This is a genomic window from uncultured Microbacterium sp. (assembly GCF_963528945.1).
Lineage (GTDB): Bacteria > Actinomycetota > Actinomycetes > Actinomycetales > Microbacteriaceae > Microbacterium.
This window is the reverse complement of record NZ_CAURWX010000001.1, coordinates 1336002-1350362: the sequence shown is the minus strand read 5'-3', so window position 1 is coordinate 1350362 and position 14361 is coordinate 1336002. Positions and strand designations below refer to the sequence as shown.

The 14361-nt window shown below is 68.9% G+C and carries 17 protein-coding genes; 11 read left to right on the top strand and 6 right to left on the bottom strand.

Annotated features, from left to right (window positions below; all coding sequences use genetic code 11):
• Positions 1-20: 20 nt before the first annotated feature.
• Positions 21-1676, bottom strand: a complete 1656-nt coding sequence (locus RWS82_RS06460; RefSeq protein ID WP_314647928.1) for an ABC transporter ATP-binding protein — start codon at positions 1674-1676, stop codon at positions 21-23.
• 168 nt (positions 1677-1844) lie between these two features.
• Between RWS82_RS06460 and RWS82_RS06455 the strand changes: the two genes are divergently transcribed.
• From RWS82_RS06455 to RWS82_RS06420, 8 genes are all read left to right on the top strand, one after another.
• Positions 1845-3053 carry a membrane dipeptidase gene (locus RWS82_RS06455; RefSeq protein ID WP_314647927.1) on the top strand — a complete coding sequence of 403 codons (1209 nt, stop codon included), beginning with the start codon at positions 1845-1847 and terminating at the stop codon, positions 3051-3053.
• Positions 3053-4672, top strand: coding sequence for an ABC transporter substrate-binding protein (locus RWS82_RS06450; RefSeq protein WP_314647926.1), 1620 nt, complete (start codon positions 3053-3055; stop codon positions 4670-4672). The genes RWS82_RS06455 and RWS82_RS06450 overlap by 1 nt, the downstream gene beginning before the upstream one ends.
• A gap of 31 nt (positions 4673-4703) precedes the next feature.
• The gene (locus RWS82_RS06445) at positions 4704-5666 is read left to right on the top strand and encodes an ABC transporter permease (protein ID WP_314647924.1); all 963 of its coding nucleotides are present in this window, start codon (positions 4704-4706) and stop codon (positions 5664-5666) included.
• Positions 5663-6562, top strand: coding sequence for an ABC transporter permease (locus RWS82_RS06440; RefSeq protein WP_314647922.1), 900 nt, complete (start codon positions 5663-5665; stop codon positions 6560-6562). Before RWS82_RS06445 ends, RWS82_RS06440 begins: the two co-directional genes overlap by 4 nt.
• 10 nt (positions 6563-6572) lie before the next feature.
• Positions 6573-7751 carry a Xaa-Pro peptidase family protein gene (locus tag RWS82_RS06435; RefSeq protein ID WP_314647920.1) on the top strand — a complete coding sequence of 393 codons (1179 nt, stop codon included), beginning with the start codon at positions 6573-6575 and terminating at the stop codon, positions 7749-7751.
• A gap of 35 nt (positions 7752-7786) precedes the next feature.
• Entirely contained in the window at positions 7787-8686 is a 900-nt protein-coding gene (locus tag RWS82_RS06430; RefSeq protein WP_314647918.1) for an alpha/beta hydrolase, read from the top strand.
• The gene (locus RWS82_RS06425; protein WP_314647916.1) at positions 8683-9711 is read left to right on the top strand and encodes an Lrp/AsnC family transcriptional regulator; all 1029 of its coding nucleotides are present in this window, start codon (positions 8683-8685) and stop codon (positions 9709-9711) included. The genes RWS82_RS06430 and RWS82_RS06425 overlap by 4 nt, the downstream gene beginning before the upstream one ends.
• A gap of 109 nt (positions 9712-9820) precedes the next feature.
• Positions 9821-10114 (top strand): hypothetical protein, encoded by a 294-nt coding sequence (locus RWS82_RS06420; protein WP_314647915.1) that lies wholly within the window; start codon positions 9821-9823, stop codon positions 10112-10114.
• Positions 10115-10193: 79 nt separating this feature from the next.
• Here the strand turns inward: RWS82_RS06420 and RWS82_RS06415 are convergent, their stop codons facing one another.
• Both RWS82_RS06415 and RWS82_RS06410 read right to left on the bottom strand, forming a co-directional pair.
• Positions 10194-10367 (bottom strand): hypothetical protein, encoded by a 174-nt coding sequence (locus tag RWS82_RS06415; protein ID WP_314647913.1) that lies wholly within the window; start codon positions 10365-10367, stop codon positions 10194-10196.
• 86 nt (positions 10368-10453) lie between these two features.
• Positions 10454-11596: an AI-2E family transporter gene (locus RWS82_RS06410; RefSeq protein WP_314647912.1), complete on the bottom strand. Its 1143-nt coding sequence runs from the start codon at positions 11594-11596 to the stop codon at positions 10454-10456.
• Between the two features lie 165 nt (positions 11597-11761).
• Here RWS82_RS06410 and RWS82_RS06405 point away from each other — a divergent pair, with 165 nt between their 5' ends.
• Together RWS82_RS06405 and RWS82_RS06400 are read left to right on the top strand one after the other, a co-directional pair.
• Positions 11762-12256: a pyridoxamine 5'-phosphate oxidase family protein gene (locus tag RWS82_RS06405; protein ID WP_314647910.1), complete on the top strand. Its 495-nt coding sequence runs from the start codon at positions 11762-11764 to the stop codon at positions 12254-12256.
• A gap of 43 nt (positions 12257-12299) precedes the next feature.
• Positions 12300-13130, top strand: coding sequence for a hypothetical protein (locus tag RWS82_RS06400; protein WP_314647908.1), 831 nt, complete (start codon positions 12300-12302; stop codon positions 13128-13130).
• Here RWS82_RS06400 and RWS82_RS06395 read toward each other — a convergent pair.
• The gene (locus RWS82_RS06395) at positions 13127-13579 is read right to left on the bottom strand and encodes a BLUF domain-containing protein (RefSeq protein WP_314647907.1); all 453 of its coding nucleotides are present in this window, start codon (positions 13577-13579) and stop codon (positions 13127-13129) included. The genes RWS82_RS06400 and RWS82_RS06395 overlap by 4 nt on opposite strands.
• The gene (locus tag RWS82_RS06390) at positions 13576-13851 is read right to left on the bottom strand and encodes a hypothetical protein (RefSeq protein ID WP_314647906.1); all 276 of its coding nucleotides are present in this window, start codon (positions 13849-13851) and stop codon (positions 13576-13578) included. Before RWS82_RS06390 ends, RWS82_RS06395 begins: the two co-directional genes overlap by 4 nt.
• 163 nt (positions 13852-14014) lie before the next feature.
• Here RWS82_RS06390 and RWS82_RS06385 point away from each other — a divergent pair, with 163 nt between their 5' ends.
• Positions 14015-14164, top strand: coding sequence for a hypothetical protein (locus RWS82_RS06385; RefSeq protein ID WP_314647904.1), 150 nt, complete (start codon positions 14015-14017; stop codon positions 14162-14164).
• Here RWS82_RS06385 and RWS82_RS06380 read toward each other — a convergent pair.
• On the bottom strand, positions 14161-14310 hold the full coding sequence (locus RWS82_RS06380; protein WP_314647903.1) for a hypothetical protein: 150 nt from the start codon (positions 14308-14310) through the stop codon (positions 14161-14163). The genes RWS82_RS06385 and RWS82_RS06380 overlap by 4 nt on opposite strands.
• Between the last annotated feature and the right edge of the window lie 51 nt (positions 14311-14361).

Sequence of the window (14361 nt, the reverse complement as noted above, 5' to 3'; positions counted from 1 at the left end):
CTCCCCGCATCACCGAGCGGTCACGCGCTGAGACGCGTGCGCCGCTGCAGCATTCCCCGCTCGGCGCGCGTCTGCGGGGGGATCGCGGACAGCAGCGACCGGGTGTACTCGTGCTGGGGGTCGCGGTAGACCGCCTCGGTCGCGCCGACTTCGACCATGTCGCCGCGGTACATGACGGCGACCCGGTCGGCGATGTGGCGCACCAGCGAGAGATCGTGCGCGATGAAGACGATCGACATGCCCAGACGCTCGCGCAGGTCGCACAGCAGGTCGATGATCTGCGCGCGGATCGACACGTCGAGCGCCGAGACCGGCTCGTCGCACACGAGCACGTCGGGGTCGAGCGCGAGCGCACGCGCGATGCCGATGCGCTGACGTTGCCCGCCGGAGAACTGGTGGGGGAAGCGCGAGCCCATCTCGGGGGTCAAGCCGACCAGGTCGAGCAGCTCGGCGACGCGCGCACGGCGGCTCGCCGGGGTGCCGGAGCGCGTGGCGGCGAGCGGCTCGGCGATGATCTGCTGCACCGTCATCCGGGGGTTGAGCGACATGTACGGGTCTTGGAAGACCATCTGCACGCCGCGTCGCAGCACCCTGCGGTCCTTCAGTCGCCCGCGCGTCACGTCCTGATCCCGGTAGGTGAGGGTGCCGGCATCGGGCGAGTCGAGTCCGACGAGCATCCGGGCCAGCGTCGATTTGCCGCTGCCCGACTCGCCGACGACGGCGAGGATCTCGCCGCGTCGCAGCGCCAGGTCGACGCCGGCCACGGCGGCGACGCGATGCGCGCGGCGTCCGGACCCCGAGCGGAACGTGCGTTCCAGACCCCGGCCCTCGAGGATGGGCGCCTCTCCGTCGACGTCCACCGCCGCGCTGACGTCGCGGGGGAGCGAGTTCAACAGCTGCAGGGTGTACGGATGCTGAGGGTCGGTGAGCACCGCGTCGGCGCTTCCCGCCTCGACGATCCGCCCGGCGCGCATGACGGCGACCTGGTCGGCGACCTCCATGACCACGCCCAGGTCGTGCGTGATGAGCAGCACCCCCATGCCGAGGCGGTCCCGCAGCGAGAGCAGCAGATCGAGGATCTGCGCCTGCACGGTCACGTCGAGGGCGGTGGTGGGTTCATCCGCGATGACCAGGTCGGGTTCGAGCGCGATCGCCATCGCGATGAGGATGCGCTGCCGCTGTCCGCCCGAGAACTGATGCGGGTAGTCGTGCACGCGTTTCTCGGGCGAGGGGATGCCCACCAGGGTCAGCAGCTCGACGGCTCGCGTCTCGGCGGCGCGACGGGAGGTCGGGCGGTGCGCGCGGATGAGGTCGGCGATCTGGTCGCCGATGCTGAGCACCGGGTTCAGGGCGGAGAGCGCGTCCTGCATCACGAGGCTCACCTGCACGCCGCGCAGACGACGGTGCTCCTCGGCGGAGAGGCTGAGCAGATCCACATCGTTGAGTGACAGCCGCGTCGCCTCGACATCGTCTTTCGCGAGCAGCCCCATCACGGCGCGGGCGGTCATCGACTTGCCCGACCCCGACTCGCCGAGCAGGGCGAAGACCTCGCCGCGGCGGACCGCGAGGTCGATGCCGTCGACCACGCGGTTGCGTCGACCGTCGGACGAGAGCGTGACGGTGAGGCCCTGGACGTCGAGGACGGTGGCGGGATCGGTGACGGGCGTGTTGTCCATAGACGCCATCATGCCAGCAAATCCCTCTGAATTGTTTCGAACAAGAAACATCTCAGCCGAAAATCATCACAACAGTTGACGTTCGCGCCGAAATCTGTGAGATTCGAGGAAATCTCCCGCCGACTGCCGGCGGAGTCACCCGCACCACCGAGACGAAGGAGCGCATCCGTGCTCGAACCAGCAGACCGTTACACCGGGTACACCGCCTACGAGTACCTGGAGGCAGGCAAGGACTACCGCGAGTTCCGTTACGCGGCGCAGATCGGTCGCGTGCCGGCCTACCAGGGCCTCGAACTCAGCGACGCGCAGAAGGAGCGCACCGAGCGCCTGCTGCGGGAAGAGACCGTGATCTCGCTCCACGAGCACGTGCAGGTCTTCCCCGAGGACATGGGCGAGCTGCGCGACCACATCCGTCAGGGTCGCGAACCCACCGGCTACCAGGGGCTCTCGCGCTCGGGCCTGACCGCGGTCTTCGACAACGGCATGGACGGCACCTGCTGCATCTCGAGCGACGCGGGATGGAAGTACCAGGACGTGCTGTTCGACCTCGGCGTGCGGATGGCCGACCTCGCACACCAGGACTTCGTCATCAAGGCGGAGTCGATCAAGGACATCCGTCACGCCGCCGAGACGGGCCGCGTCGCCCACATCTTCGCGCTCGAGGCCGCGACGATGATCGAGAACGAGGTCGACCGGCTGGACGTGCTCTACGGGTTCGGCGTGCGGCAGATGGGCATCGCGTACTCCGAAGCGAACATGCTCGGCGGCGGGCTCAAGGAGCGCGGCGACGGCGGGCTGACGTACTTCGGCGAGCGCGCCGTCGAGCGCATGAACAAGCTCGGCATCGCGATCGACATCTCGCACTCCGGCGACCAGACCTGTCTCGACGTGGTCCGTCACTCGAAGGTCCCCGTGTTCATCACGCATGCCGGTGCGCGCGGTCTCTGGCCGACGAACCGCATGAAGACCGACGAGACCATCATCGAGTGCGCGAAGCGCGGGGGCGTCATCGGCATCGAGGCCGCGCCGCACACGACCATCTCGCCGCAGCATCCGAAGCACTCCCTCGACTCGGTCATGGACCATTTCCAGTACTGCGTCGACCTCGTCGGCCTGGAGCACGTGAGCTTCGGCCCCGACACCCTGTTCGGCGATCACGTCGGTCTGCACGACGCGTTCTCGTCGAACCTGTCTCTCGGCCAGGCCCACGCCAACGTCGAGTACGAGAAGCAGCCGTACGTCGACGGGATCGAGAACCCCGCCGAGGCGTTCTACAACATCATCGGCTGGCTCGTGAAGCACGACTACTCCGACGACGAGATCCGCGCGGTCGTCGGCGGCAACACCATGCGCGTCCTCGAGGAGGTCTGGGTCTGATGAAGAACAGCAGGTATCTCGCACTCGGCGCCGCCGCCGCACTGGCGGTCGGTCTCGTCGCGTGCGCCCCCACGGCGCCCGAGCCGGGGGAGTCCGGTGGAAGTGCCGGTCCGAGCGACGAGACGCTCAGCATCGGCACGACGACCGACGTCGTGAACTTCAACCCGGTGCTGGGCAACAGCCGCACCGATTCGTGGATCACGAATCTGATGTACCCGCACCTGCTCAGCATCGGAGACGACGGGACCAAGGAGGAGCACGTCGCCACCGACTGGGGCTACGTCGACGACACCACCGGCTTCTACGAGATCCGCGACGACCTCACCTGGAGCGACGGCGAGCCGCTGACCGCCGAGGACGTGGCCTGGACCCTGAATGCCGTCAAGCGCGATCAGGCGCCGGGCACGTTCTTCGGGCAGCTGGGCAACCTCGACACCGCCACCGCCGTTTCTGACACCCGTGTCGAACTCACGCTGACGCAGCCCGACTCGTCGATCGTCGAGGAGATCGGGTTCTGGGGCGTGGTGGTGCCGCAGCACGTGTTCGAGCCCCAGGGGTCGATCGCCGAGTTCGCCAACGACGGCAGCGACGGCGGTTGGGTGGGGATGGGACCCTTCATCCTCAGCGACTTCCAGGTCGGCCAGCACTACACGCTCGACCGCGTCGAGGACTACCCGCTCGTCGAGGGCGGCGTACCCGGGCCCGCCGAGGTGGTGTACCGCGTGTACCCCGACGTGAACACCGAGATCCTCGCGCTGCAGAGCGGTGAGATCGACGTGATCGCGAACGCCCTGCCGCCGGCGCAGGTCGAGCAGCTGCGCAGCAGCGACGGTCTGCAGGTCATCGAAGCAGCCGGGTTGGGCTACGCCCATCTCGTCTACAACATGGAGAAGCCCGACCTGTCGAAGACCGAGGTGCGTCAGGCACTGGCGCACGCGGTCGACTACGAGGCGATCCGTACGGTCGTGCTGCAGGGGCAGGCCGTGTCGACCGGCTCCAGCGCTCTCATGCCCGTGCTCGCGAAGTACTACGACGACTCGGTCACCGAATACGAGTTCGACCCCGAGAAGTCGCGCGAGCTCATGGAGGAGGCCGGGTACACGGCGGATGCCGACGGAACGTTCCCCGTGTCGTTCCGCCTCATCTACTCGCTTCAGGACAGCGTGACGAGCCAGTGGGCGCAGATGGTGAAGGACAGTGCGGCGGAGGCCGGCATCACCATCGAGCTTCAGGGCACCGAGCGCAACACCTACCTGTCGATGACGAGCGAAGGCGATTACGACATCTACGCCGGCAACTTCGCCATCATGGACGACCCGGTGACGAACTTCGCCCTGTCGTACCTCCCCGGAGGGGCGATCAACTACACCCACGTCGACGACCCCGAACTGAACGCCCTGATCGAGGAGGGCATGGTCACCTTCGACGAGGACGACAAGATCGACATTATGCGCGAGGCGAACAAGATCGTGCACGAGCAGGTCTACGACAACATCATGTACACGCAGAACCTGTTCTTCGCCGCCAGCGACGAATGGGCCGGCTTCATCTCGAAGCCGAGCGAGCTGCTCTCGATCGTGAACCCGCTCTCCCTGGCGAGCGCGTACCCGGCCGAGTAAACCCGCCCCACTCTCGAGGAAGGTCGCCCGGGTGTCCCGAGCATCGTTCATTCTCCGTCGCGCAGGTCGAGGTCTGCTCACGATCTGGTTCGCCGTGACCGTGACGTTCCTGCTGCTGCGGCTCCTGCCCGGCGATCCGGCACTCGCGCTCGCGAGCCCCAACATGACGGATGCCATCCGGGCGACCATCCTCGAGCAGTACGGCCTCGACCAGCCCCTCATCGTCCAGTACGGCCTATACATGTGGCAGCTCGTGCAGGGCAATCTGGGGATCTCGTTCACCCAGTCCATCCCGGTGCTCGACGTGCTGCTGCAGCGACTGCCGTGGACGCTGCTGCTGACGCTCACCGCCCTGGCGCTCACGATCGTCATCGGCATCCCTCTCGGCGTCGCCGCCGCCTCGCACAAGGGCCGATTCGTCGACCGGGCCGTGCAGGTGCTCGGGGTGACGGGGCAGTCCCTCTTCGTGCCGAGCGTCGCGATCCTGCTGCTGTTCGTCTTCGGGCTCAACCTGGGCTGGTTCCCGATCGGCGGTGCGTACGCGACGAACACCTACGGGATGGACTGGTACCTCAGCGTCGCCCGTCACCTCGTGCTCCCGGCCGTGTCGCTCATGCTCATCCAGGTGGGCTCCTACGTGCTCACCATGCGCTCCACGCTGATCGAGACGCTCGGGGAGGACTACATCCTCCTCGCCAGGGCGAACGGGCTCCGCGGCCGCCGCATCCTCTGGAAGCACGCCCTGCGCAATGCCCTGCTGCCGACCACCACGCTGATCGGACTGCAGCTGGGATTCCTCGTCGGGGGCGCGGTGCTCACCGAGACGGTGTTCGCCTACCCCGGCATCGGCCGCGGCATCTACGAGGCCGTCACGCAGCTCGACTTCCCCGTGCTGCAGGGCGCGTTCCTCCTCCTCGCCGCCACGGTCGTCGTGGCCAACACACTCACCGACATCATCTACGGCTACCTCGACCCGAGAGTGAAGACGTCATGACCGCTCCGCTGCCGCTGACCGAGAACCTGCAGCCCACCGAACCGGCCGCCGTCGGCAGCGAGCGGGCGAGCGCCCACACCTGGCGCGCGTTCCGCCGCGACCCCCTGGGCATGATCTCCCTCGCCCTCCTCCTGCTCCTCGTCGTCGTCGCGCTCGCCGCCCCGCTCATCGCCCCCTACCCGGCGAGCTACGGGCCCGACGTGCTCCGGCCGCCGGGAGGTGCGCACTGGTTCGGCACCGACGCGCTCGGCCGCGACGTGTTCTCCGAGGTCATCTGGGGAACGCAGCAGAGTGTGCTCGTCGCCGTGGCCGCCTCGGTGATCGCCATCGTGTTCGGCACCCTCATCGCCGTCATCGGCGCGTACTTCCGGCGATTCGACAGCATCCTCAGCGTCATCGTCGACATGACGCTCTCCCTTCCGGTGCTGCCGCTCATGATCCTCATCGCGGCGCTCGTCGGGCCGAGCACGACCACGATCATCCTGGTCGTCGCGGCGTTCTCCTGGCCGGAGGTCACCCGCCTCGTACGGTCGCAGGCCCTCACGGTCGTCGGGCTGCCGTACGTCGACGCCGCGCGGCTCATGACCACGTCGCCGTTCTGGATCATCACCCGGCACGTGCTCCCCGCCGTCACCCCCGTGGTCGTCGTCTCGGTGGTCGTCACCGCCTCCCGGGCAGTGCTCTCCGCCGCCGGACTCGCCTTCCTCGGCCTCGGCGACCCGACCACCTGGTCGTGGGGGCGCATCCTCTACGAGGCGCAGCAGGCCGGGGCGATGGTCAGCGCCTGGTGGCTGACTCTGTTCCCGTCCATCGCGATCCTCATCCTCGTGCTCTCCGCGACGCTGCTCTCGATCGCGTACAACGACGCCCGCAACCCCCGCCACCTGGCCCGCTAGGAGGAGCACCGTGACCGGTCTCTCGCAACGGCTCGACCCCGCCTTCTACGATCGCGTGCAGCAGCGCGTCGTCGCCGCGATGGCGGAGGAGGACCTCGACGGGTTCCTCACCGACGACCCCGAGGACATCGCCTACCTCACCGGGTTCTTCCACCACCCCTCCGAGCGCCCCGTCGCCGCCTGGCTCGCCGCCGACGGGGGCGTCGTGCTGCTCCTTCCCGAGCTGGAACGCGAGTATGCGGCGTCCCAGAGCGCCCGCGCCGAGTCGGTCACGTTCTTCGAGTACCCCGGTGTGGTCTCGCCGTTCTCGGCGCTCGCCGCAGCCGTGTCGCCGCGGGGCGCCGTCGGCTTCGCCCCTGGCATGTCGTACCGGCGCCTGACGGCCGCGCGGGCGGCGATGCCGCGCGCCGAGCTCCGCGCATCCGACCTGCTCACCCGCGCGCGCTTCGTGAAGTTCGACGAGGAGATCGCGCTGCACCGCGAGGCGGCACGCATCACCGACCGGATGCTCGACGCCGGCGTCGCACTCGTCACCGAGGCGATCGCCGCCGGGGGCGAGCTGCCCACCGAGGCGGAGCTCGAGCGTCACGTGACGGCCACCGGCACGCGCATCATGTACGCCGAGCACCGCGAGATCGTCGTGGCCTCCCTGCTGGCCGGAGGCTTGGTGTACTCGGGGGCGAACTCCGCCTTCCCCCACGGCCTGCCGACGGTCAACCGGCTGCGTGCCGGCGACACGTTCATGCTGTCGCTCGGATGCGCGGTCGGCGAACGATTCATCGAGGGCGAGCGCACCTTCGTGCTGGGCGAGCCCACCGCGGCGCAACGTCGATACCACGACACCATCCACGAGGCGCAGCGCGTCGGGCGGGAGACGCTCCGCCCCGGTCTCGAATGCCGGGAGGCGAACAGGCTGTGCCTCGACGTGATCCGCGATGCGGGCCTCGGCGAGTACATCCGCCATCGACAGGGCCATGGCATCGGCCTCGGGATGCACGAGGCCCCCTGGCTCGAGGACGGCGACGACACCGTGCTCACGGCCGGCATGGTCGTCTCGAACGAGCCGGGCATCTACGTGCCGGGACACGCCGGCTACCGCATCAGCGACAGCATGCTCCTCACCGCCGACGGCGCCGAGGCGCTCACCACCTTCCCGCGCGATCTCGACGCGTGCACCATCGCACTCTGATCCACGGATCCAGGACCACCCAGAAAGAGGACGACATGACATCCACCCCCGAGGTCTCGCCGGAGTTCGCCGCGGCCACCAGCGACCATCAGTGGGTCGAGATCAACGGCAACCACCTGGCGGTGGAGGTGCTCGGACCCGAGGGCGCGCCGGTGATCATCACTCATCACGGCGCGCCGGGGCTGGGCTCCCGGGCAGAGCCGCGTGCGAGCTTCGGTCGGTTGGCCGACGAATACCGTGTCGTCGTGTTCGATGCGCGCGGCAGCGGTCAGAGCGAGGGCGAGGGGGAGTACAGCCACGAGCAGTGGGCGGCGGACATCGACGGCCTGCGGCAGTGGATCGGCGCCGAGCGCATCGTGATGGCCGGCGGTTCCTACGGCGGCTTCATGACCATGGAGTACGCGCTGCGTTATCCCGACCGGGTGGCAGCGCTCGTGCTGCGCGACACGTCGCCGGACAACTCGAACGCGCATCTGGCGCGGGAGAACGCGCTGGCCTCCGACCGCGTCGACATCGACATGGAGAAGTTCGACCGCATCGACGTCGGGCAGGTGCGGGACGACGAGGACCTGAAGGACTGCTGGCGGGAGATCCTGCCGCTGTACGACTTCACCTACGACCCCGAGGCGGTCGAACGGAAGGTGCAGGCGACGCCGTACCGCTACCGCGCGCACAACTACGCGTTCTCGGTGAACCTCCCGAACTACGATCTGAAGCCGCGCCTGCACGAGATCGCGGTCCCGACACTCATCACCGTGGGGCGGACCGATTGGATCACGCCAGTATCGTGTAGCGAGACCATCGCCGAGCTCATCCCGGACTCCGAGATGGTGGTGTTCGAGAAGTCGGGGCATTCGCCCCAGATCGAGGAGGCAGAGGCGTGGACGGACACGGTGCGCAGCTTCCTGCACCGGGTGTACCCGCCGACGGCATGAGCGCGCTCCAGGGGGGACGTGAGGTCAGCGACCTCGATCGGCGCATCGTCGTCGCACTCCAGCAGGACGGACGGGCGAGCTGGACGTCGATCGCCGAGTTCGCCGGGGCATCCGTCTCGACCGTCACCCGGCGCGGCCAGCAGCTGCTCGCCGAAGGCGTTGTGCGCGTGGGAATCGTGCCGACGCTCGGGAGCGAAGGGCACGTCGAGACGTTCTTCGTGCGCATCAACTGCACTCCCGGTCGGCAACTAGGCGTCGCCGAGGCCCTGATCGGCTCGCCGTACGTGCGCTTCGTGACGCTGGTGACCGGCAAGTTCGACGTGTTCGCCGAGGTCGTCATCCCGGGCGACTCCGCGACCTACGCCCACGTGCTCACCGACCTGCAGGGCATCCCCGGGGTCGAGCGCTGGCGCAGCGACCTCGTGGTGCATACGTACAAGGTCAGCTTCGACTGGGGCCGTCAGCTCTACGACACGCATGCCGAGGTGGCGAGCGATCCGCAGGCCTTCATGCCGGCGCCCAACACGTGCGATCCGACGCACTTCGACGACGCCGACCGGGCGATCGTGCGCGAGCTGAGTGAGAACGGGCGCGCGTCGTTCCTGTCGATCGCGGCGAAGCTCGAGATGAACGAGAGCAGCGTGCGGCGCCGCTATGACCGGATGCGGGCCGCCGGATGCCTCACCACAGTCACCATGGTGCCGGCATCCGCGCTCGGGATGAGCGCCGAGACGCTGCTGATGCTGCGCGTCGAACCCTCGCGTCTTGCGGCGGTCGCGCGCACGCTGTCGCAGCACGTGTCGGTCCGCTTCCTCGCCGCAGCGCTGGAGGAGAACTCGCTGTACTGCGAGATCATCCTGCCGAGCACCGAGACGCTGCACGACTTCCTCACCGGCACGATCGCGCACCTCAAAGGAGTGCGAGGGTGGACCGCGGCGATGGAACTCGTGTTCATGAAACGCGGCTTCATCGAGACCCCGTGGTGGCGAGCGCAGGTCGCCTCCGCGGGCGGCAGCGAGGCGTAAGCCGATATTCCAGATCGGCATGCTTCTGCAGATCTGTCAAGGCCCTGGCCGCCCCGGCGCTCCTCGCGGAGACTCATCGAGTACGGGGGATGAGTCTTGGAGGGCCGTCATGTCAGGAGATCCAGAGCCGCGTTACGTGCTGCGTCGCATCACCCCCACCGAGTGGGTGATCAACGACCAGCGCTTCCCTGCGAACGACCCGCGTCACATCGTGGCGTGCGTGTACGAGTTCGCCGAGACCGAGGTCGAGGTGGTGTGGGTGCGTGACCTGCCCCTCGCGATGCGCTACTCGAACGCCTTCGAGGTGCTCGCCGACGTCGAGCGCATGCATGCGCCGAACCGCACCAACCGGGCCACCCGGCCGGTGCCGATCCCGTCGCTGCCGCCGCTGCTGGCGAACTGACGACGCGAACCGAGAAGGGGCGGGCCCGGAAGATCCGGGCCCGCCCCTTCGTCGTACCGTCGACCGCTCGTGCGGCCGATCAGTCGCCTTCCGCGGCGATGCGGTCAGCGTCGGCGCTGTCGATCAGGTCGGGGTTCGCGTCCTCGTCGAGTTCGCGCTCGCCGTCGACCTCGCGGGTGGGGACGTCCGTCCCCTCGTCGTCGCCGCCCAGCGGCGGGACCGGGGGGATCGGGGGCGGGGGATTGGTGGTCATCGGATGCTCCTCTCGTCGGTGAGGTCTCCGACGGTACGACCGTCGGAGACGAGCGGGGAGTCGGTTGACGCGCCCGCGACGCGCCGCTAGGAGGCGTGCTCCGGTCCGTCGACCGTCTCGGGCCGCTTCTGCCGGAACGGACGCGCCGGGGTGTGCGGGCCGTCCCACACGGTGATGACACCCCAGGCGGCGGCGGCCAGCGGAACCGAGAGCACCGCCCCGACGATGCCACCGAGGATCGTGCCCGCGGTCAGAGCGAGCAGGATGACCAGGGCGTGCAGCTTCAACGAGCGCGCCATCACGACCGGCTGGAGGAAGTTGCCCTCGAGCTGGTTGACGAGCACGACGATGCCGACCACGATGAGCGCGGCGACCGGCCCGTGGGTCACCAGAGCGACGAGAGCCGCGAGGATGCCGGCGGCCGTCGCCCCCACGAGGGGGATGAACGCCGTGAGGAACACGATGACGGCGAGCGGGATGGCGAGGGGGATCTGCAGGATCGCCAGACCGATGCCGATGCCGAGGGCGTCGGCCGCGGCGACGATCGACGTCCCGCGCACGTACCCGCCGAACGTCGCGACGGTCTTGTCACCGATGCGGCGAGCGCGCTCGTAGCTGCGGCCGGAGAAGGGGCGCAGGAGGAACTCCCAGATGCGCGGACCGTCCTTCAGGAAGAAGAACAGCACAACGATCATCAGGGCGAGCCCCGTGAAGAAGCTGGCGGTCGCCGAGACGCCCGCGAGCGCACCGCGACCGAACGATGCGCTCGTGAGGAACTCCTGCGCGCTGGCCCACAGGTCGTCGAGGTCGAGGGACTGGATGTCGAAGGGGAGGGTGTCGAGCCACGCGGTCACCTGGGAGATGCCGTCCGTGGCGGAGTCGACGAGGTCGTCCCACTGCGATCGCACCGTGAGCACGATCACCCAGACGACCGCCCCGAGCACCAGGATGATCCCGATCAGGGCGATCCAGGTGGCGAGGATCGACGGCACGCCGTGCCGCCGCATGAGGGCGACCAGGGGGTGGATCGCGCAGGCCAGGATGAGCGCGATCGTCACCGGGATGAACACGAGCGACAGTTGCGTGATGACCAGCACGGCGACGGCGACCACGGCGAGAACGGCCAGCGTCTGCAGGCTCCGCGTGGCGACGAGACCCCAGCCCCGCGACCACAGACGCGAATCGTCCTCCTCCATGATCAGCAACTCGGGTCGTCGGAACAGTCCCATCACGTGCGCCTCCCGGCCATCGGCTCGATCGCCCCGGTGGAGATCGCCAGCTCGGCCTTTCTATCCGGGCGTCCCGATGATCGCAAGCCCCTGGCGCGCATCGCCAGAACGCCCCACGCTGGTCGCGAGGCCGCCGCTCCCGGCGGCTCGGAAGGGACCGCACCCATGACAGATCAGACCCCCACCCAGCGCGTCGCCGAGCTCATCAAGGACTTCCGGTTCGCGATGCTCACCACCCGCAACGCCGAGGACCGCCTCGTCGCGCACCCGCTCACCGTTCAGGAGGCCGAGTTCGACGGCGACCTGTGGTTCCTCGTCGCGAAGAGCGCTACCTTCGTGACCGACCTGCGTGCGGACGACCGCGTCGGCGTGTCGCTCAGCTCGAACGACTCGTGGGTCTCGCTGTCGGGTCGCGCCTCGCTGGTCGAGGATCGCGCGAAGATCGATGAGCTGTGGAACCCGGTGGTCGAGGCCTGGTTCCCGAACGGACCGAACGACCCCGATGTGGGTCTGCTGAAGTTCTCGGCCGAGACGGCGGAGTACTGGGACAGCCCCGGCGGCCGCATCGCGTCGCTGTTCAGCTTCGTCAAGTCGAAGATCACAGGTGAGCAGTACGACGCCGAGAACGAGGTCGTCACGCTGCCCCCGTCGAACGACTGAGAGGGCGTCGAGCGGTGTCGGTCGGCTGTGGCAGGGTGAGGGGATGAGCACATCCTCGGGCCCGCGCGACGCCGGCCGCACCCTGCTCGTCGGCTACGGCAAGCTCGGCACCGCCCTGGCGCCGTTGCTCGAGGCTGAGGGCGCCGACGCGATCGCGCTGCGGCGCACGGATGCTCCGCTCCCGCAGGGCGTGCAGGGGATCGTCGCCGACGTCTCCCGGCCGCTCGACGGGCGACTGCCCCGGGTGGATTCGATGGTCGTGACGATGCCGCCGGGGGAGGAGGTCGACGGCTACCGCCGGATGCTCCAGCACCTCGAACGCGCCCTCCCCGACGCTCCCGAGCGCACGGTCTTCGTGTCATCGACCGGGGTCTTCGCGGGCGTCGGGCCCGAGACACCGATCACCGAGGACGACGAGCCGCCGCTCACGAGCGATCGCTCGCGTGCCCTGCGCGACGGCGAACGAGCGGCCGTCGAGATGTTCGGCGCAACGGTCATCCGTCCCTCCGGAATCTATGGACCCGGACGCGATTTCCTCCTCCGCACCGTGCGCGAGGGGCGCGCGGTGGATCGCCGGCGCTGGACGAACCGCATCCACGAGGCCGATCTCGTCCGTGCGCTTCACCTGCTCCTGCGCACGCCGGAGCCGCCCGCGTTGCTACATGCCACCGACGAGCAGCCCGTGCAGCTCGGCGAGGTCGTCGATTTCCTCGCCGCACGGCTCGGCGTGCCCGCGCCGCCCGCTGCTCCCGTCGACGAGGCGTCGGGGCACATCCTCGATGGAGCGCTGTTGCGGCGCACGCTCGGCGACCTCGAGCATCCGACGTACGTGTCGGGCTACACCGAGATGCTCGCCGCTGTCGACAAGCCCTAGCTCGCGACGTCGCTCGCGCGGGGGCTGCGCACGCGGAACCACAGCGTGAGTTCGGCCAGCGCGCGTCGCGCCGCTTCACGGTCGACGCCGGATTCGAGGTCGGCGAAGGAATCGCGATAGCCCGACGGCGACCCCGCGGGGTCGGCACGGAACGCGTGGTAGCCCATCGTCCATTCGACGAAGCGGCGCTCGGCGATCGGTTCCTCGATCAGCATCCGCACGTCGTGGTGACGGGGATCGCGGCTGATCTTGGCGAACAGCTCGTCGACGGTGTCGCGGGCGCCCTCGAGGATCTGGATGAAGCGTCCACCCCGGTAGAGCAGCATGCCGGTGACATCGCGTGTGGCGTTCAGGCGTCGGCAGGTCGCGAGGAGTTCTTCGAGGGCGGTCTCCCGGAACGGCTGCGAGGCCGTGCTGGCATAGACGAGCGAGACGAGGCCACCGCTCATTCGGCCGTACCGATCCGGGAGTCGCCGGCGCTGGCGAGGGGGACGGACGGGGCGGACGTGGTGCTGACGGCGTGCGTCGCGTCGCTCAGGGTGGCGAAGTCGCCGAGTGCCGTGCTGCGCGCATCGAAGGCACGGAAGCGGCCGTCGGGCTGACGATCGACGTAGCCGAGGAAGTCGCCGCCGCGGCTGCCGACATGGAAGCCGTCTTCGACGCACGCCCACAGGACGTCGGAGGAGTGTTCGGGTTGGGTGGTATGCGCAGGGTCGTTCACCCTTGCAGACTATGGGCGGCCTCCGACATCCGTCTCCCCCCTTGCGCGGGAGGGCATCGCCATGGCACCCGGCGCAGTCTGGGGCGCGAGGGGCAGGAGGTCAACCCCTTCCGCCGGTCGCCAGGGCCGGGGTACGGTCGCCGTTCCGATCGAGGAGGACACCATGAGCGATCACGCGCACGATGCCGAGACGTCTGCCGCAGACGAGCAGCATGCCGGCAGCAGCGACAAGCCCGAGCAGGCCGACGAAGCCACGACGGCGCACACTCTCGACGACGACGGCACCCCCGTCGACAACCCGTCGGGCGGTTAGTCGGCCGTGCGGTCCGATGGCTCGTCGTCGTCGGACCGCGTCGGGGGCGCGGCGAAGTCGGCGTCGGTGATGTTGCCCGACGCGATGTCGGAGTCGGGGCCGTCGTAGTCGCGCGGCTCGGTGGTGTCGTCGTGGGGCGTGCTCATGAGGAGCTCCAATCCTGGGGAACGAACCCCCTTCTTAGTTGCGATCAGGGA

Bases quoted from the DNA above. Each gene is read 5' to 3' on its own strand.
- RWS82_RS06440 (WP_314647922.1), top strand. From the start codon at position 5,663: ATGACCGCTCCGCTGCCGCTGACCGAGAACCTGCAGCCCACCGAACCG.
- RWS82_RS06450 (WP_314647926.1), top strand. From the start codon at position 3,053: ATGAAGAACAGCAGGTATCTCGCACTCGGCGCCGCCGCCGCACTGGCG.
- RWS82_RS06420 (WP_314647915.1), top strand. From the start codon at position 9,821: ATGTCAGGAGATCCAGAGCCGCGTTACGTGCTGCGTCGCATCACCCCC.
- RWS82_RS06410 (WP_314647912.1), bottom strand. From the start codon at position 11,596: ATGGGACTGTTCCGACGACCCGAGTTGCTGATCATGGAGGAGGACGAT.
- RWS82_RS06380 (WP_314647903.1), bottom strand. From the start codon at position 14,310: ATGAGCACGCCCCACGACGACACCACCGAGCCGCGCGACTACGACGGC.
- RWS82_RS06430 (WP_314647918.1), top strand. From the start codon at position 7,787: ATGACATCCACCCCCGAGGTCTCGCCGGAGTTCGCCGCGGCCACCAGC.
- RWS82_RS06400 (WP_314647908.1), top strand. From the start codon at position 12,300: ATGAGCACATCCTCGGGCCCGCGCGACGCCGGCCGCACCCTGCTCGTC.
- RWS82_RS06425 (WP_314647916.1), top strand. From the start codon at position 8,683: ATGAGCGCGCTCCAGGGGGGACGTGAGGTCAGCGACCTCGATCGGCGC.
- RWS82_RS06405 (WP_314647910.1), top strand. From the start codon at position 11,762: ATGACAGATCAGACCCCCACCCAGCGCGTCGCCGAGCTCATCAAGGAC.
- RWS82_RS06415 (WP_314647913.1), bottom strand. From the start codon at position 10,367: ATGACCACCAATCCCCCGCCCCCGATCCCCCCGGTCCCGCCGCTGGGC.
- RWS82_RS06395 (WP_314647907.1), bottom strand. From the start codon at position 13,579: ATGAGCGGTGGCCTCGTCTCGCTCGTCTATGCCAGCACGGCCTCGCAG.
- RWS82_RS06460 (WP_314647928.1), bottom strand. From the start codon at position 1,676: ATGGACAACACGCCCGTCACCGATCCCGCCACCGTCCTCGACGTCCAG.
- RWS82_RS06385 (WP_314647904.1), top strand. From the start codon at position 14,015: ATGAGCGATCACGCGCACGATGCCGAGACGTCTGCCGCAGACGAGCAG.